The organism is Streptomyces alanosinicus (assembly GCF_014650595.1).
Lineage (GTDB): Bacteria > Actinomycetota > Actinomycetes > Streptomycetales > Streptomycetaceae > Streptomyces > Streptomyces alanosinicus.
Map to the genome: position 1 here is coordinate 665,152 of NZ_BMVG01000001.1, position 19,573 is coordinate 684,724.

A 19,573-nucleotide genomic window follows, 5' to 3' on the forward strand; every position below is an offset into this window, starting at 1 on the left:
CCCGCAGGCGCGGGGACCACATGACCACCACCACGCGCACGGTCGAATACCCGGGACCACCCCCGCGTGCGCGGGGACCACATCACGAGGCGTTCGTCGTAGACCCAGAAGCTGGGACCACCCCCGCGTGCGCGGGGACCACTGGTCGAGGTCGTTGATCGCGGTGTACCAGTCGGGACCACCCCCGCGTGCGCGGGGACCACAGGTCGCGAGCTGGGGATTTACGTGGCCGGTGAGTAGATCGTCATCACTTTCAGAGAAACGGACAATTCACCCTCTCGATCAATTGGCTCGCTCGCCGGGAGTAAACGTGCCCCCTGGCCCTGGTCGGGTCTTCTCCACCTAGCACGCTAGTACGGCGACCCGCTGCGCTGCTTGCTTCGGTCACACTGCCAACCCGCCGATCAGAATTTCCAAGGCGCGCCACGGCTCGTCTACCGGAACGGTGCCGTCCTGCACCATCCGGTCGATGGCCGCCCGCATCGCAGCCGCCGTCTCCACCGGCACGTCCCGCACCCCGAACACCGTCTCCAGCGGCGCCGTCCCCGCCCGACTGGGCTCCCCGGAGACCGCGTCGAACCAACCCTCGGCCAGTTCACCCAGGTGCCGCTCGAACACGGTGAGGATCACGCCGAGCGCGGTCGCGCTGTTGCCGATCTTGTACGCGGCCCGTGAGGTCTCCAGTGCATCGAGTACCGGCTCGTACTGTTCCAGACCGGCCACCCACCGCTGGTCGGCTGCAGCCGTCGAGCGTGCGGCATCGAACGCGGCCTCCGCACGCTGCAACTCATCGGGCAGAAACACAAGCTGCACACTGGCGAAGTCGAGGTTGTCTTCGCCGAGGCTGGCGACATCCACCTTCTCCAGCAGGTCCAGGCTCTTGTCGTCCAGTCCCGTGTACTGGCGCCACTCCACCGACTCCAGTTCGTCGTACAGCTCCTTCAGGATCGCCGGGTCGTCCTGCCCGACGATGGCGTTGTGGGACAGCTGGAGCGCGATCTGCCGCTGGCGGGGCAACGGCTCATCTATCTGCATCCACCAGATCTGGGGCAGGCCGGCCTCGATGGCCGCGAGCGTGCGGTGGTTGCCGGACAGCACGATCAGCCGTCCATTGCCGGCGTCGTTCCACACCAACGGGGTCGAGGTCAGGTGTCCGTCCCGCTTGATGTTCGCCACCAGTTGGCGGAACTGCTCGTGCGGCAGGTAGCGCGCGTTGACGTCCAGCAGCGTCAGCGTGCGCGGGTCGCCCTGCACCATCTGCGGCGGGGCAAGCTGGCTGGTCTTGCCCATGGTCAGACTCCCGTCTGTTTCGTCGTGGTCCGGGCGCCCCACCGCTTCGCCCACGTCTGAAGGGCGTCGGCGAGCGTGTGCCCGCCCATGGCCCCCTGGTACTGGAGCTGGTACTTCCAGCCGTCCTCGTTCGACGGGCCGCGTTTGGTCAGCCTCAGCAGCCCGCGGTACTTCATCGAGACCGGGTTGTTGCTGAACGCCGTCGTCGACACCGCCCTGATCCGGCGCGAGAACGCCCGCTGGCACAGCAGCTGCGCCTCGGAGCTGGTGGCCGCGAGCACGATCAGCTTCGACAGCCGCGGGTAGTCCGTCGGCGCGACCGCGAAGTCGGACAGCAGATAGGCCTCGTCCGGGGTGTAGCTGCTCGGGGCCATCGCGAAGACGCCGAGGATCTTGCCCTTGCCGTCCTTGACCGCGACGGCAAGGTTCGCGGCGCCGGGCGCGATCCGCGGGTTGAGGTAGCGGGAGCGCAGCGCGTTGAACTGGCCCGGCTTGAGGAGGGCGAGCGTCAGCGGCCCGACCAACTCGTCTCCTGCGCGCAGGCGCGGAGCCTTGACCGGTTCGATCGGCTGGCGGGGAGCGACGATCCGCGTCCGCGCGACCGAGGCGTACACGTAGAAGGGAGCGGCGCGCGGGGTCGCCTTGATCACGCCGCGCAGGTAGGGGTGCAGCTCGGGCACATCGTGGTTGGAGGCGGTCAGCCAGTACGGCCGGTCCGTGATCGCACCGAGGACACCGACCACGTCGGCGTCGGACAGCGGCTCGTACTCGGGGGCGTCCCAGTCGAAGTGGGTGTTCAGCGGCTCGTACAGCTTCTCGTAACCGTTGCTGTAGAACGGAGGAAAGCTGCACACCGGGGCGTCGCGGGGCACCTTCTGCAGCCAGGAACGCACGTCTTCCACCTCGTAGGAGGCGAGCGCCACGTCCGTTCGGGACAGCCGGTCGACGGTCTCGGCGTGCTTGGCCTTCCACTGGTCCCGGTACGAGCGCACGACCCGTTCGTGCCAGAGCCCGTCGCGGCCGACGCTCGCCAGGAACCGGGTGCCGAGCATCATCGTCGCCACCGTGCCCACGCCGTCGTCCAACGAGTCGGCAAGCCAGTGGAGTTCGTTCCGGCTTTCGTCGCGCAGGCGGAGTCGGGCGAGGTCCTGAGCCGGTGGCGAGCCGACCAGAACAAGGCCCGCCAGGAATGGTCCGGCGTCAAAGCCTGGGTCGAGTCGGACCGAGTCTTCACCCTTGAGAACGGCGAACCGCTCCACCCCGACTGGGTGAGCCGACGCTTCAAGCGGCTCGTCGAGCTGTCCGGCCTACCCCCTGTCCGGCTTCATGATCTCCGGCATATCTCGGCCAGTCTGTCACTGCTCCAGGGCAACGACATCAAGGTGGTGCAAGAGCGGCTCGGGCACAGCTCGCGCCAGATCACCTCCGACACCTACACCAGCGTCCTGCCCGAACTCGCCCGACGCGAGGCCGAGTCCATGACGTCGGTCATCCCGCGCAGTGTCGACTACGACGTGCTCCGGCCCCTCGCCCTCCCCCAGAGACTGTTCAGCGACGGGATGGCCGTCGTCTACGCCGACGCCACGCGCCATCGCGACGGCGTCTGGAGCGTCAGCGTGAAGGGGCGGCGCAACGGCCGCCTGCTGGGCAAGATCAAAACGGTTACCGGCAGCCAGGAGAACGTGACGCTGGCCGTGATCCAGTGGGTACGCGACCACTGCAAGGAGGCCGGTCTCAGGATCCTGTCGGCGGACAAGATCACCGCTCCCCTCGCAGAACCCGGGAAACGGCAGCCCCTTGCCCGCTTCGTCATCGACGGCGAGCCCGAGGTGGGTCTCGAAAGCCTGGCTCGGGTTCTGCTCGAAGGTAGCGACGAAGACCGGGATCCTGCGGCGAAGGCCGCCTAAGCCCCTTGAGGGGCCCAGCTGGCGTCCTCCGGGCCCCTGTAGGGCCCCTGGATCTTGATCTGAGCAGGTGAGCAATGGCCGCCGCTTCGGCGTGGCGGCCACCGCTCGCCCGTTCTGACAGGTCAGATCGTTTCTGCACCAGTGGTGCGTGGTGGGGCGGGTGGGACTCGAACCCACGGCCGACGGATTATGAGTCCGCTGCTCTAACCGGCTGAGCTACCGCCCCATAGCGGCGTGTCGCGTACATGTGTGCGCGCCGTCTGCCGCAGCATAGCCGCTCATACGATCTCCTGCTTCGGATGGTCGGCATCTGCGCTGCTCATGACCTTGAGGACAGCGACGCAGGGCGCGGCGGTTCCCGCGGGCATGAAAAAGGACCCCCAAGGGGTCCTCGTTCACCGCGCTCCCCCGACTGGACTCGAACCAGTAACCTGCCGGTTAACAGCCGGCTGCTCTGCCAATTGAGCTACGGAGGACCGAAGCTCCCCCGACTGGACTCGAACCAGTAACCTGCCGGTTAACAGCCGGCTGCTCTGCCAATTGAGCTACGGAGGATCGCCTCGTTGCATCGAACGTACCTACCTGGGTATTCGCCAGGGGGCGGGCGCTCGCTGCGACACATACATTAGCGCAAGCAGGGGGGTGCTCCGCCAATCGGTATCCCCCGGCCCCGACGCCGCACCAGAGACCTACGCAAGGGAAGGGTGGCCGCCATGCGCTACCGGCTCACATTCGTCGCCGGACTGGCTCTCGGTTACGTACTCGGCACGCGGGCCGGACGCGAGCGCTACGAGCAGCTGAAGAAGTCCGCCCGGCGGATCGCGCAGAACCCCGCCGTGCGCAACACGGCCGAGAGCGCCGCCCAGCAGGGCCGCCAGTACGCCGGCAAGGCCTTCCACACGGTCAGCGACAGGGTGGGGGACCGGGTTCCCGAGACCGTGGCCCAGCGGGTGCGATCACTGCGCGAGCGGAACCTGAACGGCACCCCCGACGACGACTGGGGCACGAGCAACACGTAGCCGCGCCGCGGACGAACCAGTCGCAGGAATGCTGCAATATTCTCCGTATGGGGATAGTCGCCGGGCTGGACAGCTCACCGGACTTCACACGCATCGTGGTCTGCGACACGGACACCGGTGCCGTACTACGGCAGGGGTACGCCCCGCACCCGGCAGAGGGTCGTCCGAGCGACATAGACCCGCAGGCCTGGCTGCTGTCCCTCGGCGAGGCCGCCGGGGGCGGCCTGCTGGAGGGCGTGCAGGCCATCGGCGTGTCGGCCCAGCAGAACGCCCTCGTCCCGCTGGACGCCCAGGGCAACACCGTGCGCCCGGCGCTGGTCGGCGGCGACAAGCGGGCGCAGGTCGCCGCGGCGGACCTCATCGACGCGCTCGGCGGCCGGGAGGCCTGGGCGCAGGCGGTCGGCTGTGTGCCGCAGGCCGCCCAGCCCGTCACCAAGCTGCGCTGGCTCGCGAAGAGCGAGCCGGAGAACGCCCGCCGGACGGCCGTACTGCTCCAGGCGCACGACTGGCTGGTCTGGCAGCTGCTCGGGCGGCCCGTGCGCAGGACCACCGATCGCGGCGGGGCGTCCGGCACCGGGTACTGGTCGGCCGCCACCGGCGGCTACCGGCCCGACCTGGTCGAGCTGGCCCTCGGCCATCAGGCGATGCTGCCGGAGGTGATCGGCCCCTCGGACGCGGCCGGTACGACGCCGGAGGGGCTGCTGATCTCGGCGGGGACCGGGGAGACCATGGCGGCCGCGTTCGGGCTCGGGATCGGGCTGGGGGACGCCGTCGTATCGCTGGGGGCGTCGGGGTCCGTGATGGCCGTGCACCCGGAGGCGCTCGCCGACCAGTCCGGGATGATCACCTCCCTCGCCGACGCCACCGGAATGCATCTGCCGGTCGTCACCACCCTGAACGCGGTGCGCACCCTGCGCGGCACCGCCGAACTCCTCGGGCTGCCGGATCTGGAGAGCCTGTCCGAGCTGGCGATGAAGTCCACGCCGGGCGCCCATGGCCTCGTCCTCCTGCCCTATCTGGAAGGCGAACGGACGCCGAGCCTTCCGCACACCGCCGGGACCATCGCCGGCCTCAGACGGGAGTCGATGAAGCCCGAGCATCTGGCGCGGGCCGCGTTCGAGGGCATGCTGTGCGGGCTCGCCGACGCGCTGGACGTGCTGCGCGGGCGGGGCGTGGACGTGCGGCGGATCTTCCTGCTCGGCCCGGCCGCCGAGCTGCCGGCCGTGCAGGCCTCGGCGCCCTCGCTGTTCGGCACCCAGGTGGTCGTACCGCAGCCCGCGGACTACGCGGCGATCGGCGCGGCCCGGCAGGCGGCCTGGGCGCTGGGCGTGTCGCAGGGCACGCTCGATCCGCGCACTCCGCCGGTCTGGCGGGGGGCCGCGGCGCAGGTGCTGGAGCCGGGTGACGAGCTGGCCGTGGGGCAGGCGGTGCGCCAGCAGTTCGTGGCGGTGCGGGAGCAGACCCACCCCGGAGCGTTTCACTCATAACGCCCATAACACCCAAAAAATCAGGGTCCGCACGCTCCCCCGTCGGGTTAATCAGTTGAGGTAACACGGGTGGAGTGTTCGACGATAGGGGCCAAGGGCACATCCACCAGCCCCCTGTCGTCGACTCCCGAGAGACGTAGCGTGCTCATACGACTTCTGCGGACCCATCTCAGGCCATACAAGAAACCCATAACCCTTCTGGTGCTGCTGCAGTTCCTGCAGACCTGCGCCACTCTCTACCTGCCCACCCTCAACGCGCACATCATCGACAACGGTGTCGTGAAGGGTGACACGGGTTACATCCTCTCCTTCGGCGCCTTGATGGTCGGCATCTCGCTGGCCCAGGTCGTCTGCAACATCGGAGCCGTCTACTACGGCGCGCGGACCGCTGCCGCGCTCGGCCGGGACGTGCGCGGTGGCATCTTCGACCGCGTGCAGTCCTTCTCCACGCGTGAGGTGGCTCACTTCGGAGCGCCCTCGCTCATCACGCGTACGACGAACGACGTACAGCAGGTCCAGATGCTGGTCCTGATGACGTTCACGCTGATGGTGTCGGCGCCCATCATGTGCGTGGGCGGGATCGTGATGGCGCTCGGCCTGGACGTGCCGCTGTCCGGAGTGCTGGTCGCGGTGGTGCCGGTGCTCGGCGTCTCCGTGACGCTGATCGTGCGCCGGCTGCGGCCGCTGTTCCGCTCGATGCAGGTCCGGCTGGACACGGTGAACCGGGTGCTGCGCGAGCAGATCACCGGCAACCGGGTGATCCGCGCCTTCGTCCGCGACGAGTACGAGCAGGGTCGGTTCGCGAAGGCCAACGGCGATCTGACCGAGATGCAGCTGGCCACCGGCCGGATGCTCGCGCTGATGTTCCCGATCGTCATGACGGTGGTGAACCTGTCGTCGATCGCGGTGGTGTGGTTCGGTGCCCATCGCATCAACAGCAACCAGATGGCGATCGGCGATCTGACCGCGTTCCTCGCCTATCTGATGCAGATCGTCATGTCCGTGATGATGGCCACCTTCATGTTCATGATGGTGCCGCGCGCGGAGGTGTGTGCCGAGCGCATCCAGGAAGTCCTCGGCACGGATTCCAGCGTGGTCCCGCCGAAGTCGCCGGTCGTCGAGCTGCGCCGGCACGGCCATCTGGAGATCCGGGGCGCCGGCTTCCGTTATCCGGGTGCCGAGGAGCCGGTGCTGAAGTCCATCGACCTGGTGGCCCGGCCGGGTGAGACGACCGCCGTGATCGGCTCCACCGGCAGCGGCAAGTCGACGCTGCTCGGGCTGGTCCCGCGGCTGTTCGACGCCACCGAGGGCGAGGTGCTGGTCGACGGCGTGGACGTCCAGCAGGTCGAGCCGAAGCTGCTGGCGAAGACGGTCGGGCTGGTGCCGCAGAAGCCCTATCTGTTCGCCGGCACCGTCGCCACCAACCTGCGCTACGGCAATCCCGACGCCACCGACGAGGAGCTGTGGCACGCGCTGGAGGTGGCGCAGGCCAAGGACTTCGTGAGCAAGCTGGAGGGCGGCCTGGACGCGCCGATCGCGCAGGGCGGCACCAATGTCTCCGGCGGCCAGCGCCAGCGTCTGGCCATCGCCCGCGCCCTGGTGCAGCGCCCGGAGATCTATCTCTTCGACGACTCCTTCTCCGCGCTCGACTACGCCACCGACGCGGCCCTGCGCGGCGCGCTCGCCCGTGAGACGGCCGAGGCGACCGTCGTCATCGTCGCCCAGCGGGTGGCGACCATCCGGGAGGCGGACCGGATCATCGTGCTGGACGAGGGCCGGGTCGTCGGCACCGGCCGGCACCGGGAGCTGATGGCGGACAACGAGACGTACCGGGAGATCGTGCTCTCCCAGCTGACGGAAGCGGAGGCCGCCTGATGGCCGGGCCCATGGGACGCATGATGGCAGCGGGAGGCCCGGACCAGCGTTCGCTGGACTTCAAGGGGTCGAGCAGACGGCTCATATCCCTGTTCAAACCGGAACGACTCACGATCTACGGCCTGCTGCTGTGTGTGGTCGTCAGCGTGGCCCTGAGCGTGATCGGCCCGAAGATCCTCGGCAGGGCCACCGACCTGGTCTTCGCCGGCATCATCGGCCGCCGGATGCCGGCCGGGGCCACCAAGGAGCAGGTCCTGGACCGGATGCGGGCTCATGGCCAGGGCTCCGTCGCGGACATGCTGAAGAGCACCGACTTCACGCCCGGCAAGGGCATCGACTTCGGCGCCGTAGGGGACATCCTGCTGCTCGCGACCGGTACGTTCCTGGTCGCCGGCCTGCTGATGGCGGTGGCGACCCGGCTGGTCAACCGGGCCGTGAACCGCACGGTGTTCCGGATGCGCGAGTCCGTGCAGTCGAAGCTGTCGCGGCTGCCGCTGTCGTACTTCGACAAGCGCCAGCGCGGCGAGGTGCTCTCCCGTGCGACCAACGACATCGACAACATCGGGCAGACGCTGCAGCAGTCGATGGGACAGCTGATCAACTCGCTGCTGACCATCGTCGGCGTGCTGGTGATGATGTTCTACGTCTCCTGGATCCTGGCGCTGGTCGCGCTGGTCACCGTGCCGCTGTCGTTCCTCGTGGCCACCCGGGTCGGCAAGCGCTCGCAGCCGCACTTCGTGCAGCAGTGGCGCACCACCGGCAAGCTGAACGCCCATATCGAGGAGATGTACACCGGGCACACCCTGGTGAAGGTGTTCGGCCGGCAGGACGAGTCGGCCAAGCAGTTCGCCGAGCAGAACGAGGCGCTCTACCAGGCCGGGTTCAAGGCCCAGTTCAACAGCGGTGTCATGCAGCCGCTGATGATGTTCGTCTCGAACCTCAACTACGTCCTGGTCGCGGTCGTCGGCGGTCTGCGCGTGGCCTCCGGCTCCCTGTCCATCGGTGATGTCCAGGCCTTCATCCAGTACTCACGGCAGTTCTCGATGCCGCTGACGCAGGTCGCCTCGATGGCGAACCTGGTGCAGTCCGGGGTGGCGTCGGCCGAGCGGATCTTCGAACTCCTCGACGCCGAGGAGCAGGAGGCGGACCCGGTTCCGGGCGAGCGGCCGGCCGAGCTGCGCGGACGCGTGGAACTGGAGCACGCGTCCTTCCGGTACGACCCCGAGAAGCCGCTGATCGAGGACCTCTCGCTCACGGTGGAGCCCGGTCACACGGTGGCCATCGTCGGCCCGACCGGCGCGGGCAAGACCACGCTGGTCAACCTGCTGATGCGGTTCTACGACGTCTCGGGGGGCCGGATCGCCCTGGACGGCGTGGACATCCGGAAGATGTCCCGGGACGAACTCCGCGCCGGGATCGGCATGGTGCTCCAGGACACCTGGCTGTTCGGCGGCACGATCGCGGAGAACATCGCCTACGGCGCGGCGCGCGAGGTCACCCGGGGCGAGATCGAGGAGGCGGCACGGGCGGCGCACGCCGACCGGTTCGTCCGTACGCTGCCCGACGGGTACGAGACCGTGATCGACGACGAGGGCGCGGGGGTCAGCGCGGGTGAGAAGCAGCTCATCACCATCGCACGGGCGTTCCTGTCCGACCCGACGATCCTGGTGCTGGACGAGGCGACGAGTTCGGTCGACACCCGGACCGAGGTGCTGATCCAGAAGGCGATGGCGAAGCTGGCCACGGGGCGGACGTCGTTCGTGATCGCGCACCGGCTGTCGACGATCCGGGACGCGGACACGATTCTCGTGATGGAGAACGGGTCGATCGTGGAACAGGGCGCGCACGCGGAGCTGCTGGCCGCGGACGGCGCCTATGCCCGGCTGTACAAGGCCCAGTTCGCGCAGGCTGTGGCCGAGGTGGACTAGGGCCTGTCGTCAAATTCCCGTCGTCCGCCCGCCGGGCAGGCGGGAATTTGACGGCAGGGCCTAGGGCCTGTCCGAGGTGGGCGAAGGGGGGCTGCCGGCCGGCGGCCCCCCTCTCCGTTGCCTCCGTCAGTCCAGGTAGCCCCTGAGCTGGTCCGCGAACGCGTGGTCCCGGAGCTTGTTCAGGGTCTTGGACTCGATCTGGCGTATCCGCTCCCGGGTCACGCCGAAGAGGCGCCCTATCTCCTCCAGCGTGCGGGGCCGGCCGTCGATGAGGCCGTAGCGGAGCTGGACGACCTTGCGTTCGCGTTCGCCCAGTGTGGACAGCACGGCCTCCAGATGCTCCCTGAGCAGGAGGAACGCGGCGGACTCCACGGGGCTCGCCGCGTCGCCGTCCTCGATCAGGTCGCCGAGGGCCACATCGTCCTCCTCGCCGACCGGGGCGTGCAGCGAGACCGGTTCCTGGGCCAGGCGCAGCACCTCGGAGACCCGCTCGGGCAGCAGGTCGAGATGGGCGGCGACCTCTTCGGGCGTGGGTTCGTAGCCCCGTTCCTGGAGCATGCGGCGCTGGACGCGGACGACCCGGTTGATCAGCTCGACCACATGGACCGGGACGCGGATGGTGCGGGCCTGGTCGGCCAGGGCCCGGGACATCGCCTGCCGGATCCACCAGGTGGCGTACGTCGAGAACTTGTAGCCGCGGGCGTAGTCGAACTTCTCCACCGCCCGGATCAGCCCGAGGTTGCCCTCCTGGACCAGGTCGAGCATGGTCAGCCCGCGGCCGACGTACCGCTTGGCCACGGATACGACGAGACGCAGATTGGCCTCGATGAGACGCCGCTTGGCCATCCGCCCCAGGACGACGAGCCGGTCCAGGTCGAGCGCCAACTGGCTGTCCACGTCAGGGGTGTTGCCGAGCTTCTCCTCGGCGAACAGGCCGGCCTCGACCCGGCGGGCGAGTTCGACCTCCTCGGCGGCGGTGAGCAGCGGGATACGGCCGATCTCACGCAGGTACTGACGGAACAGGTCGGCGGAGGGGCCGCTGGTGTCGGCGCGGGCCGCGGGCGGTGTCTCGACGGGCTCGGCGGCCTCCTCGGGCTCGTCCGTGAGCGCCTGCGCGGGTGGTTCCGCGGGCTCGGCGGGCACCGTCTCCGGGTGCCGGGCGGCGGGGCCCTGCGGCGGCACGGCCACGAGGACGTCCGCCTCCGGATCCGGCTCGTCCGCGGCGGCGCCGGTGGCGCTGTCGGTCTGGGTGAGGGTCTGGGTCTGCACGGGGGCGACCTCCAGGATGATCACTGCTGAAGGTGTGCGGCAGCGGGTTCGGAAGTGGAGAGTCGACGGCCTGCGCTCCGCGGACTCGGGCACCGCACCCCAGTGTGGAGTAAGACACATCCCCGCCAGTAGGGGCTTGCGGTGACTTTTTGCATCCAGTCCGTGACCGGTTGGTGATCCGTGTCGGGAAACCGGGCGCGACGCGGCGGCCGAGCGGGCGCCGGCGCGTACGGAGGCGCCCCCGGAGGGCCCCTGGAGCGTCCCTAGAGGGCCTCCGCGCCCCGCTCGCGCAGGGCCTGGTCATACTGCTGGAGGACCCACATCTCGTTCTGGACGGCGGCCAGTTGGGCGGGGTCGCCGCCGGTGGCGAGGCGGGTCATCTGGGACTGGATGTCGTGGATGCGGCGCTCGACGGCGCGGCGGCGGATCTGGACCAGGACCGTGCCGGCGTAGGTCTCGTCGACCGTGCGGCGCAGGATCGGCTCGACGGCCAGCTCGGTGACCATGGCGCGGACCGTGTCGTCGGGCGCGGCCTCGCGGACCCGGACCAGATACTCCTGCGGGTCCTGGACGCCGTACTCGGCGCCGCCCGCCTCCGCGACCGCCTGGCGCACGGCGGCGTAGGGAGGGGCGGTGAACTCGTCGACGCCATAGGCGTCGACGGCCGGGGAGACCAGCTCGGGCCGCTGCAGGGCGAGTTTGAGCAGTTCGCGTTCGGCGGCGTAGACGGGGTTGCGCAGGGTCAGGGCCGGGCCGGAGGCGGGGCGGGCGGCGGGGGTCGCCCACTGCTGCTCCGCGCCGCGCGAGCGGTCCTGCTGCGGGCCGCCCCTGCCGCCGCGCTCACGCGCCCAGCGGGCCAGCTGGGCCACGCGGCGGACCACGAACTGGGTGTCCAGGATGCCGAGCATGCCGGCCAGTTCGACGGCGACCTCGTGCTGGGCGCCGCTGTTCTTGATGCGGGCGACGACGGGCGCCGCCTCGTCCAGGGCGGCGGCGCGGCCCGCCGGGGTGTCCAGGTCGTAGCGGGCGACGATCTGGCGGAGCGCGAACTCGAAGAGCGGCGTGCGCGGTTCGGCCAGGTCCGCCACCGCCTCGTCGCCCTTCGCGAGGCGCAGTTCGCAGGGGTCCATGCCGTCCGGAGCGATCGCGATGTACGTCTCGGCGGCGAACTTCTGGTCGTCCTCGAAGGCGCGCAGGGCGGCCTTCTGCCCGGCCGCGTCGCCGTCGAAGGTGAAGATCACGCGGGCCGAGCCGTTGTCCATGAGGAGGCGGCGGAGGATCTTGATGTGGTCGCCGCCGAAGGCCGTGCCACAGGTGGCGATCGCGGTGGTCACGCCCGCGAGATGGCAGGCCATCACGTCGGTGTAGCCCTCGACGACGACCGCCCGGCTGGCCTTGGCGATGTTCTGCTTGGCGAGGTCGATGCCGTAGAGGACCTGGGACTTCTTGTAGATCGCCGTGTCGGGGGTGTTCAGGTACTTCGGGCCGTTGTCCGCCTCGTACAGCTTGCGGGCGCCGAAGCCGACGACCTCGCCGCCGATGTCCCGGATGGGCCACATCAGGCGGCCCCGGAAGCGGTCGATGGGACCGCGGCGGCCCTCCTGGGAGAGTCCGGAGAGGATCAGCTCCTTGTCGGTGAAGCCCTTGCCGCGCAGATAGCGGGTGAGGTGGTCCCAGCCCTGCGGGCTGTAGCCGACGCCGAAGTGCACGGCCGCGCCCTGGTCGAAGCCGCGCTCGGCGAGGAAGAGCCGGCCGGTCTCGGCCTCGGCGCTGGTGGCGAGCTGCTCGGCGTACCACTGCGCGGCGATCTTGTGCGCCTCGACCAGGCGGATGCGCTCGCCGCGCTGGTGGGCCGGGTTGTATCCGCCCTCCTCGTAGCGCAGCGTGATGCCGGCCTGGGCGGCGAGGCGCTCGACCGCCTCCGAGAAGGAGAGGTGGTCCACCTTCATCACGAAGGTGATGGTGTCTCCGCCCTCCTGGCAGCCGAAGCAGTGGAAGAGTCCCTTGCTCGGGCTGACCTGGAAGGACGGCGACTTCTCGTCATGGAAGGGGCACAGGCCCTTGAGATTGCCGCCGCCCGCGCTGCGCAGCTGGAGGTACTCGGAGACCACGGCGTCGATCGGGACCGCGTCCCGTACCGCCTTCACGTCCTCGTCGTTGATCCGTCCTGCCACGTGGTGATTCTACGGGGCGGGACCGACACCCCCGGGCGTCAGGAGGCCAGGCTCTCCAGCGGGACGTGCGGGTCGGCCAGGGCCTCCGTGTCCACCTCGGCCTGGGAACGGATCAGTTTCTGGATGCGCTCTGTGACATCCCACACGTTCACGTTCATCCCGGCCAGCACGCGTCCCTGCTTCAGCCAGAACGCGATGAACTCCCGCTTGCCGGCATCGCCCCGGATCACCACCTCGTCGTACGACCCGGCCGGCGCCCAGCCGCTGTACTCCATGCCCAGGTCGTACTGGTCGGTGAAGAAGTAGGGCACACGGTCGTAGACGATGTCGTGGCCGAGCATGGCGCGGGCGGCGGCCGGGCCGCCGTTCAGCGAGTTCGCCCAGTGCTCCACCCGCAGCCGGGTGCCGAACAGGGCCAGCGGGAAGGACGCCGCGTCACCGGCGGCGTAGATGTCCGGGTCGGAGGTGCGCAGCCGCTCGTCGACGGCGATGCCGCCGCCGTCGGCCCGGTCGGCGATCTCCAGTCCGGCCGCCTCGGCGAGGCCGATCCGGGGGGCCGCGCCGATCGCGGCGAGGACGTCGTGCGCCGGGTGCTCCTCGCCGTCGTCGGTGCGGACCGCGAGGACCATGCCGTCCTGGCCGACGATCTCGGTGAGCTGCCGCCCGAAGTGGAAGCGGACGCCGTGCTCGCGGTGCAGCTCGGCGAAGACATTGCCCAGCTCGGGGCCGAGGACGGTGTGCAGCGGGGTCGGCCCGTGCTCGATCACCGTGACCTCCGCGCCGTAGCCGCGGGCCGCCGCGGCGACCTCCAGGCCGATCCAGCCGGCGCCCGCGATCACGAGGTGGCCGTTGTCCCGGCCGAGGGCCGTGAGCACGCCCTTGAGGCGCTCGGCGTGGGCGAGGCGGCGCAGATGGTGGACGCCCGCGAGGCCGGTGCCGGGTACTTCCAGGCGGCGCGGCTCGGCACCGGTGACCAGCAGCAGCTTGTCGTAGTGGATCAGAGTGCCCTCGCCGAGCCGGACGGTCTTGGCGGCGCGGTCGATCGCGGTGACGGTCTGCCCGAGGTGCAGCTCGATCTCGGCCTGGGTGTACCAGGCCGGCTCGTGCACGAAGACGCTGTCGCGGTCCTCCTTGCCGAGCAGATAGCCCTTGGACAGGGGCGGGCGTTCGTAGGGGTGGTCGCGCTCGTCGCTGATCAGTATCACGCGGCCGGTGAAGCCCTCCGCGCGGAGCGTCTCGGCCGCCTTCGCACCGGCGAGACCGCCCCCGACGATGACGAATGTCTGATCCGCGTCGACCACTTGATGCCTCCTCGTAAGGGTGCCGCCATATGCGAGCGTCCCGCACCCGGCGTGCTGCGGGAAGAGGGGGTGACCCGATCAGGCCACCGCCGGTCACGTTCCTCTCACATATGCCCCGTCAGTCTCGCGTGCAGTGAGCGTGCCGAGGCGTCGGTGAGGGAAGCGATCTGGTCGACGATCACCCGCTTGCGCGCGTGGTCGTCGCCTGCCCCGTCGAACAGGGCCCGAAACTGCGGATCGAGGCCGTCCGGCGCGCGGACGGTCAGTGCCTCGGCCAGCTCCGCGACGATCACCCGCTGGTCCGCGCGCAGCCGCTCCTGTTCGGCGCGCTGGATCACATACCGGTCGGCGACCGCCTTCAGCACCGCGCACTCCATGCGCGCCTCGCGGGGTACGACGAGTTCGGCGCCGTAGCGGGTGAGCCGGCCGGTGCCGTACGCGGCGCGCGTGGCGCCCTCGGCGGCCAGGCAGAACCGGCCGATGAGCTGGCTGGTGGCGTCCTTCAGCCGGGCCTGGGCGACCGCGGTGCCGTCGTAGCCGTGCGGCCACCACTCCTCGTCCTGGAGGCGGTCGAGGGCGGCGGCGAGTTCGGCCGGGTCGGTGCCTGCGGGGACGTACCGGCCGACGGCGACGCGGAACACCTCCTGCCGTTCGGGCTCGGCGTGCAGGCAGTTGGGGTCGATATGACCGGCGTGCAGGCCGTCCTCGACGTCGTGCACCGAGTACGCCACGTCGTCCGACCAGTCCATCACCTGGGCCTCGAAGCAGGTGCGGGTTGCGGGGGCCGACGCCCTGAGCCAGTCGAAGACCGGGCGGTCGTCCGCGTAGACACCGAACTTGGGCGATGCCGGGTCGGTGGGGTGGGCGCCGCGCGGCCAGGGGTACTTGGTGGCGGCGTCGAGGGCGGCGCGGGTGAGGTTGAGGCCGACGGAGCGTTCCTCGGTGAACCGTTTGGGCTCGATCCGGGTGAGCAGCCGCAGGGACTGGGCGTTGCCCTCGAAGCCGCCGCAGTCGTCCGCGAAGGTGTTCAGGGCGTGTTCGCCATTGTGGCCGAAAGGTGGGTGGCCGAGGTCGTGGGCCAGACAGGCGGCCTCCACGAGATCGGGGTCACAGCCGAGGGCGGCGCCGAGTTCCCGGCCGACCTGGGCGCATTCGAGGGAGTGCGTGAGGCGGGTGCGGGGGCTGGCGTCCCAGACCTGGCTGCGGGTCCCCGGGGTGACCACCTGGGTCTTGCCCGCGAGGCGGCGCAGGGCGGCGGAGTGGAGGAGGCGGGCGCGGTCGCGTTGGAAGGCGGTGCGGCCGGGGCGTTTGTCCGGCTCGGGGGCGTAGCGTTCCAGGGCGGACGGGTCGTAGCTGAGTGCGGTGCCTTCCATTCTTCGACAGTATGCCCGGTCACCTGCCGAGTTCTGTTTTCGGGCGGCCGCGGGTTGTTTGTGGCTTGTCGCGCCCACGCGGCGGAGCAGCACATCGATACGGCCCCGCGCCCCTTCAGGCCGCTTGCGGCTGCCGTGTCGTCAAGACCTCCTCGTAGCGCTGCAGGACCAGGCGGGCCATCGCCGGGTGGGCGCCCAGGGGATCCGAGGCGATCCAGGGGGCTGCCCGGGCGCACTGGGCCGGGAAGCGGCCCGGCGCCGTGAAGCAGGAGGCGATCGCCACGCGGTGCCGGCCCCTCGCCGTCAGCGCGCGCACCGCCGTCGGGACGGTCGGGGTCGCCGCCGAGGCGTAGGCGGGGACGACCGGGACGCCGAGGCGGTCGGCGAGGGCGCGGGCCGTGCGGCGGGTGTCGGTGGCGGAGTCGGGGTCGCGGGAGCCGGCCGCGGCGAGGACGACCGCGCTCGCCCGGCGGGTGGCCGCGTCCATGGCCGGGGGCCAGCCGGCCTCCAGCAGACGGTCGTAGAGGGTCTCCACCAGGAGGGGGTGCGGGCCCAGCGGGGCGGCCAGGTGGGTGCGGGCCCGCGCGGTGGCCGCCATCGTGGGGATGTCGTGTTTGACGTGGTAGCCGCGCGAGAGGAGCAGCGGGACCAGGACGGCGGGGGTGTCGCCGAGGGTGGTGAGGGTGTCCGTGAGGAGGGGCTCGTTGAGTTCGATGTGGCCCAGGCGGACACAGAGGCCGGGGCGCAGCTCGCGTATCCGGTCCCGCAGGGCCCGTACGGTCTCCAGCGCGCGCGGATCGCGGCTGCCGTGGGCGACCAGGACGAGGGACTCGGGGCGGAACAGGTGCGACACCGTCATGGAAGGATCCTGCCGGGGTCACGTTGCATGGCTGTTGCCTGTCCGTCACGGGCGTTTTCCATGGCTTCACGTCGTACACACGGTCGATGTGAGGCGAACCGGAACGGCGTCCCGCACGTCCTGAAGGGGCGACAGCAGATTCTGGGGGGCCGCATGAAGATCCGTCGACCGCGGCTGCCGCGTACCCGGCAGGGGCAGCGGCGGCTGGTGCAGGCCGTGATGGCCGGGTGTGTGCTGGCGCTGCTGCCGGTGACCTGGCTGTTCGTGTCCACGGCGGACCGGCTGCGCACGACGTCGGACGCGCCGCGGGCGCCGGTGGCGGTCGTGTTCGGCGCGGGGCTGTGGAACGGGGAGCCGTCGCCGTATCTCGCGCATCGGCTGGACGCGGCGGCGAAGCTGTACCGGGCGGGGCGGGTGAAGGTCGTCCTGGTCACCGGGGACAACAGCCGCAAGGACTACGACGAGCCGGACGCCATGCGCGGCTATCTGAAGCGGCACGGGGTGCCGGAGCAGCGGATCGTGAGCGACTACGCCGGGTTCGACACCTGGGACTCCTGTGTGCGGGCCAAAAAGATCTTCGGCGTGGACCGGGCCGTGCTGATCAGCCAGGGCTTCCACATCCGGCGGGCGGTGGCGCTGTGCGAGGCGGCGGGGGTGGACTCGTACGGGGTCGGGGTCGACGCCACGCACGATGTGACCTGGTACTACGGCGGGACGCGCGAGGTGTTCGCGGCGGGCAAGGCGGTGCTCGACGCGGTGTTCCGCCCCGATCCGCGCTTCCTCGGGCCGAAGGAGCCGGGAGTGGCACGGGCGCTGGCCGCCGGGCGGTGAGCATGACCGCACGGCACAGCACTGCACGGCACGGCGCCTCACGGTACGGCGCCTCACGGCGGGCGGGGCGGCGCGGGGAGGTCGCCGTCCCGGGCGTGTAACCGGAGGCGGTGGGGGGCCGTAACACGGCCGACGCAGGCTGGCGGTATGGAGACGATCGCCCCGACGCCCACCCACTGCCCGTACTGCGCCCTGCAGTGCGGGATGAACGTCACGCCCCTGGCGGCCGGGGGCGTCGAGGTCTCCGAGCGGGCGGACTTCCCGGTGAACCGGGGCGCGCTGTGCGGCAAGGGCCGCACCGCGGCCGAGGTGCTCTCGCCCGCGGTGCGGCTGACCTCGCCGCTGGTGCGCTCGGGGGGCCGGCTGGTCGAGGCGAGCTGGACGGCGGCGCTGGATCTGGTCGCCGAGCGGCTCGGGGGCACGCGGGCGCGGTACGGCGCCGACGCGCTGGGCGTGTTCGGCGGGGGCGGGCTCACGAACGAGAAGGCGTACACGCTCGGCAAGTTCGCACGGGTGGTGCTGGGCACCTCGCAGATCGACTACAACGGCCGTTTCTGTATGTCGTCGGCCGCGGCGGCCGGTACCCGGGCGTTCGGCCTGGACCGGGGACTGCCGTTCCCGCTGGAGGACATCCCGCGGACGGGGTGTGTGATCCTCGTCGGCTCCAATCTCGCCGAGACCATGCCGCCGTCGTTGCGTTTCCTCACCGAACTACGGGCGAACGGCGGCACGTTGATCGTCGTGGACCCGCGCCGGACGCGGACCGCCGAGCAGGCTGACCTGCATCTGGCCCCGCGGCCCGGCACCGATCTCGCCCTCGCCCTCGGCCTGTTGCACCTGGTGGTGACGGAGGGGCGGACGGACGAGGAGTTCATCCGGGAGCGGACGACGGGCTGGGACGCGGCCCGTGCGGCGGCGATGGCGCACTGGCCGGAGCAGGTGGAGCGGATCACAGGGGTGTCCGTTCCCCTGCTCCGGGAGGCGGTACGGCTGTTCTGCGCGCCCGAGTCGGCGATGGTGCTCACCGCGCGCGGGCCGGAGCAGCAGTCCAAGGGGACGGACACGGTGGGCGCGTGGATCGATCTGTGCCTGGCGACCGGCCGGGCGGGCCGCCCGCTGTCCGGGTACGGCTGCCTGACCGGGCAGGGAAACGGGCAGGGCGGACGCGAACACGGCCAGAAGGCCGACCAGCTGCCCGGCTATCGCAAGCTGGACGACCCCGACGCGCGGCGGCATGTGGCCGGGGTGTGGGGCGTGGACCCGGACACCCTGCCCGGCCCCGGCCGCAGCGCGTACGAACTTCTCGACGCGCTCGGCACGGACATCCGGGCGCTGCTGCTGATGGGCTCCAACCCGGTGGTGTCGGCGCCGCGCGCGGCCCACGTCGAGGAGCGGCTGCGCGCGCTGGACTTCCTGGCGGTGGCGGATGTCGTGCTGTCGGAGACGGCGGAGCTGGCGGATGTCGTGCTGCCGGTCACCCAGTGGGCGGAGGAGACGGGCACGACGACCAGTCTGGAGGGCAGGGTGCTGCTGCGCCGGCAGGCGGTCACCGCGCCGCCCGGGGTCCGCGGCGATCTGTACGTCCTGCACGAGCTGGCCGCCCGCCTCGGTGTGGAGAAGGGTTTCCCGGCCGACCCGGAGGAGGTCTTCGCGGAGCTGCGCCGGGCCAGCGCGGGCGGACCGGCCGACTACTCCGGGATCACCTACCGCCGGCTGGCGGAGGGCACCGGGGTGTTCTGGCCGTGCCCGCAGGACACGGACGAGGGGGTCCACCCCGGCACCCCGCGTCTCTTCCTGGACCGTTTCGCCACGCCCGACGGCCGGGCCCGGTTCGCCGCCGTGACGCACCGGGCGACGGCGGAGGAGCCCGATGCCGCGTACCCGCTGCTGCTCACCACCGGCCGGGTGGTGTCGCAGTACCAGTCGGGCGCGCAGACGCGGCGGGTCGCGGAGCTGAACGCGGCCGCGCCGGGGCCGTTCGTGGAGTTGCATCCGCGCCTCGCGGCCCGGCTCGGCGCGGCCGAGGGCGACGCGCTGGCGGTGGTCTCGCGCCGGGGCCGGGCCGTGGCACCCGCGCGGATCACCGACACCATCCGCCCCGACACCGTCTTCATGCCCTTCCACTGGCCGGGCGAGGGCCGCGCCAACACCCTGACCAACCCGGCCCTTGACCCCACATCGCGTATGCCGGAGTTCAAGTCGTGCGCGGTGCGGGTGGAGGTCGTAGGGCCACCGGAGTAGTACGGATCGGTCCGCGGGT

General features: G+C 70.8%; 14 protein-coding genes and 3 tRNA genes. 7 read left to right on the top strand and 10 right to left on the bottom strand.

Annotated elements, in window-relative coordinates:
* Window positions 1-384 precede the first annotated feature (384 nt).
* The gene (locus tag IE277_RS03050; RefSeq protein ID WP_189948216.1) at window positions 385-1,290 is read right to left on the bottom strand and encodes a ParB/Srx family N-terminal domain-containing protein; all 906 of its coding nucleotides are present in this window, start codon (window positions 1,288-1,290) and stop codon (window positions 385-387) included.
* Window positions 1,291-1,292: 2 nt separating this feature from the next.
* A complete protein-coding gene (locus IE277_RS03055) occupies window positions 1,293-2,477 on the bottom strand; it encodes a putative antirestriction adenine methyltransferase (RefSeq protein WP_373310720.1) in 1,185 nt (394 codons plus the stop codon).
* Between IE277_RS03055 and IE277_RS03060 the strand changes: the two genes are divergently transcribed.
* Window positions 2,391-3,197, top strand: a complete 807-nt coding sequence (locus IE277_RS03060; RefSeq protein WP_189948220.1) for a site-specific integrase — start codon at window positions 2,391-2,393, stop codon at window positions 3,195-3,197. The genes IE277_RS03055 and IE277_RS03060 overlap by 87 nt on opposite strands.
* Window positions 3,198-3,346: 149 nt before the next feature.
* Here IE277_RS03060 and IE277_RS03065 read toward each other — a convergent pair.
* The 3 genes from IE277_RS03065 to IE277_RS03075 form a co-directional block, all read right to left on the bottom strand.
* Window positions 3,347-3,423, bottom strand: a tRNA-Ile gene (locus IE277_RS03065).
* Window positions 3,424-3,600: 177 nt separating this feature from the next.
* Window positions 3,601-3,673 (bottom strand) — tRNA-Asn (locus IE277_RS03070).
* A 6-nt stretch (window positions 3,674-3,679) separates the two neighbouring features.
* Window positions 3,680-3,752, bottom strand: a tRNA-Asn gene (locus IE277_RS03075).
* A 158-nt stretch (window positions 3,753-3,910) separates the two neighbouring features.
* Between IE277_RS03075 and IE277_RS03080 the strand changes: the two genes are divergently transcribed.
* The 4 genes from IE277_RS03080 (at window position 3,911) to IE277_RS03095 (ending at window position 9,506) form a co-directional block, all read left to right on the top strand.
* Window positions 3,911-4,216, top strand: a complete 306-nt coding sequence (locus IE277_RS03080) for a YtxH domain-containing protein (RefSeq protein ID WP_189948221.1) — start codon at window positions 3,911-3,913, stop codon at window positions 4,214-4,216.
* 47 nt (window positions 4,217-4,263) lie between these two features.
* Window positions 4,264-5,703, top strand: a complete 1,440-nt coding sequence (locus IE277_RS03085) for an FGGY family carbohydrate kinase (RefSeq protein ID WP_189948223.1) — start codon at window positions 4,264-4,266, stop codon at window positions 5,701-5,703.
* 141 nt (window positions 5,704-5,844) lie between these two features.
* A complete protein-coding gene (locus tag IE277_RS03090; RefSeq protein ID WP_189948225.1) occupies window positions 5,845-7,578 on the top strand; it encodes an ABC transporter ATP-binding protein in 1,734 nt (577 codons plus the stop codon).
* Window positions 7,578-9,506 (top strand): ABC transporter ATP-binding protein, encoded by a 1,929-nt coding sequence (locus IE277_RS03095; RefSeq protein ID WP_189948226.1) that lies wholly within the window; start codon window positions 7,578-7,580, stop codon window positions 9,504-9,506. Before IE277_RS03090 ends, IE277_RS03095 begins: the two co-directional genes overlap by 1 nt.
* Window positions 9,507-9,632: 126 nt before the next feature.
* Here the strand turns inward: IE277_RS03095 and IE277_RS03100 are convergent, their stop codons facing one another.
* From IE277_RS03100 to IE277_RS03120, 5 genes are all read right to left on the bottom strand, one after another.
* Complete coding sequence (locus IE277_RS03100; protein ID WP_229880538.1) at window positions 9,633-10,895, bottom strand: RNA polymerase sigma factor; 1,263 nt, start codon at window positions 10,893-10,895, stop codon at window positions 9,633-9,635.
* A 143-nt stretch (window positions 10,896-11,038) separates the two neighbouring features.
* Window positions 11,039-12,949 (bottom strand): DNA primase, encoded by a 1,911-nt coding sequence (gene dnaG / locus IE277_RS03105; RefSeq protein ID WP_189948228.1) that lies wholly within the window; start codon window positions 12,947-12,949, stop codon window positions 11,039-11,041.
* Window positions 12,950-12,987: 38 nt separating this feature from the next.
* Entirely contained in the window at window positions 12,988-14,250 is a 1,263-nt protein-coding gene (locus IE277_RS03110) for an NAD(P)/FAD-dependent oxidoreductase (protein WP_189948230.1), read from the bottom strand.
* 104 nt (window positions 14,251-14,354) lie between these two features.
* A complete protein-coding gene (locus IE277_RS03115) occupies window positions 14,355-15,623 on the bottom strand; it encodes a deoxyguanosinetriphosphate triphosphohydrolase (RefSeq protein ID WP_189948232.1) in 1,269 nt (422 codons plus the stop codon).
* A gap of 115 nt (window positions 15,624-15,738) precedes the next feature.
* Window positions 15,739-16,482: a sirohydrochlorin chelatase gene (locus IE277_RS03120; protein WP_189948233.1), complete on the bottom strand. Its 744-nt coding sequence runs from the start codon at window positions 16,480-16,482 to the stop codon at window positions 15,739-15,741.
* A 153-nt stretch (window positions 16,483-16,635) separates the two neighbouring features.
* On the opposite strand from IE277_RS03120, the gene IE277_RS03125 reads away from it, so the two are divergent.
* A complete protein-coding gene (locus tag IE277_RS03125; protein WP_189948235.1) occupies window positions 16,636-17,313 on the top strand; it encodes a SanA/YdcF family protein in 678 nt (225 codons plus the stop codon).
* A 147-nt stretch (window positions 17,314-17,460) separates the two neighbouring features.
* Window positions 17,461-19,554, top strand: coding sequence for a molybdopterin oxidoreductase family protein (locus IE277_RS03130; RefSeq protein WP_189948237.1), 2,094 nt, complete (start codon window positions 17,461-17,463; stop codon window positions 19,552-19,554).
* The last annotated feature ends 19 nt before the right edge of the window (window positions 19,555-19,573 follow it).

Bases quoted from the DNA above. Each gene is read 5' to 3' on its own strand.
- IE277_RS03080 (WP_189948221.1), top strand. From the start codon at position 3,911: ATGCGCTACCGGCTCACATTCGTCGCCGGACTGGCTCTCGGTTACGTA.
- IE277_RS03100 (WP_229880538.1), bottom strand. From the start codon at position 10,895: ATGTGTCTTACTCCACACTGGGGTGCGGTGCCCGAGTCCGCGGAGCGC.
- IE277_RS03120 (WP_189948233.1), bottom strand. From the start codon at position 16,482: ATGACGGTGTCGCACCTGTTCCGCCCCGAGTCCCTCGTCCTGGTCGCC.
- IE277_RS03115 (WP_189948232.1), bottom strand. From the start codon at position 15,623: ATGGAAGGCACCGCACTCAGCTACGACCCGTCCGCCCTGGAACGCTAC.
- IE277_RS03130 (WP_189948237.1), top strand. From the start codon at position 17,461: ATGGAGACGATCGCCCCGACGCCCACCCACTGCCCGTACTGCGCCCTG.
- IE277_RS03085 (WP_189948223.1), top strand. From the start codon at position 4,264: ATGGGGATAGTCGCCGGGCTGGACAGCTCACCGGACTTCACACGCATC.
- IE277_RS03125 (WP_189948235.1), top strand. From the start codon at position 16,636: ATGAAGATCCGTCGACCGCGGCTGCCGCGTACCCGGCAGGGGCAGCGG.
- IE277_RS03095 (WP_189948226.1), top strand. From the start codon at position 7,578: ATGGCCGGGCCCATGGGACGCATGATGGCAGCGGGAGGCCCGGACCAG.
- IE277_RS03050 (WP_189948216.1), bottom strand. From the start codon at position 1,290: ATGGGCAAGACCAGCCAGCTTGCCCCGCCGCAGATGGTGCAGGGCGAC.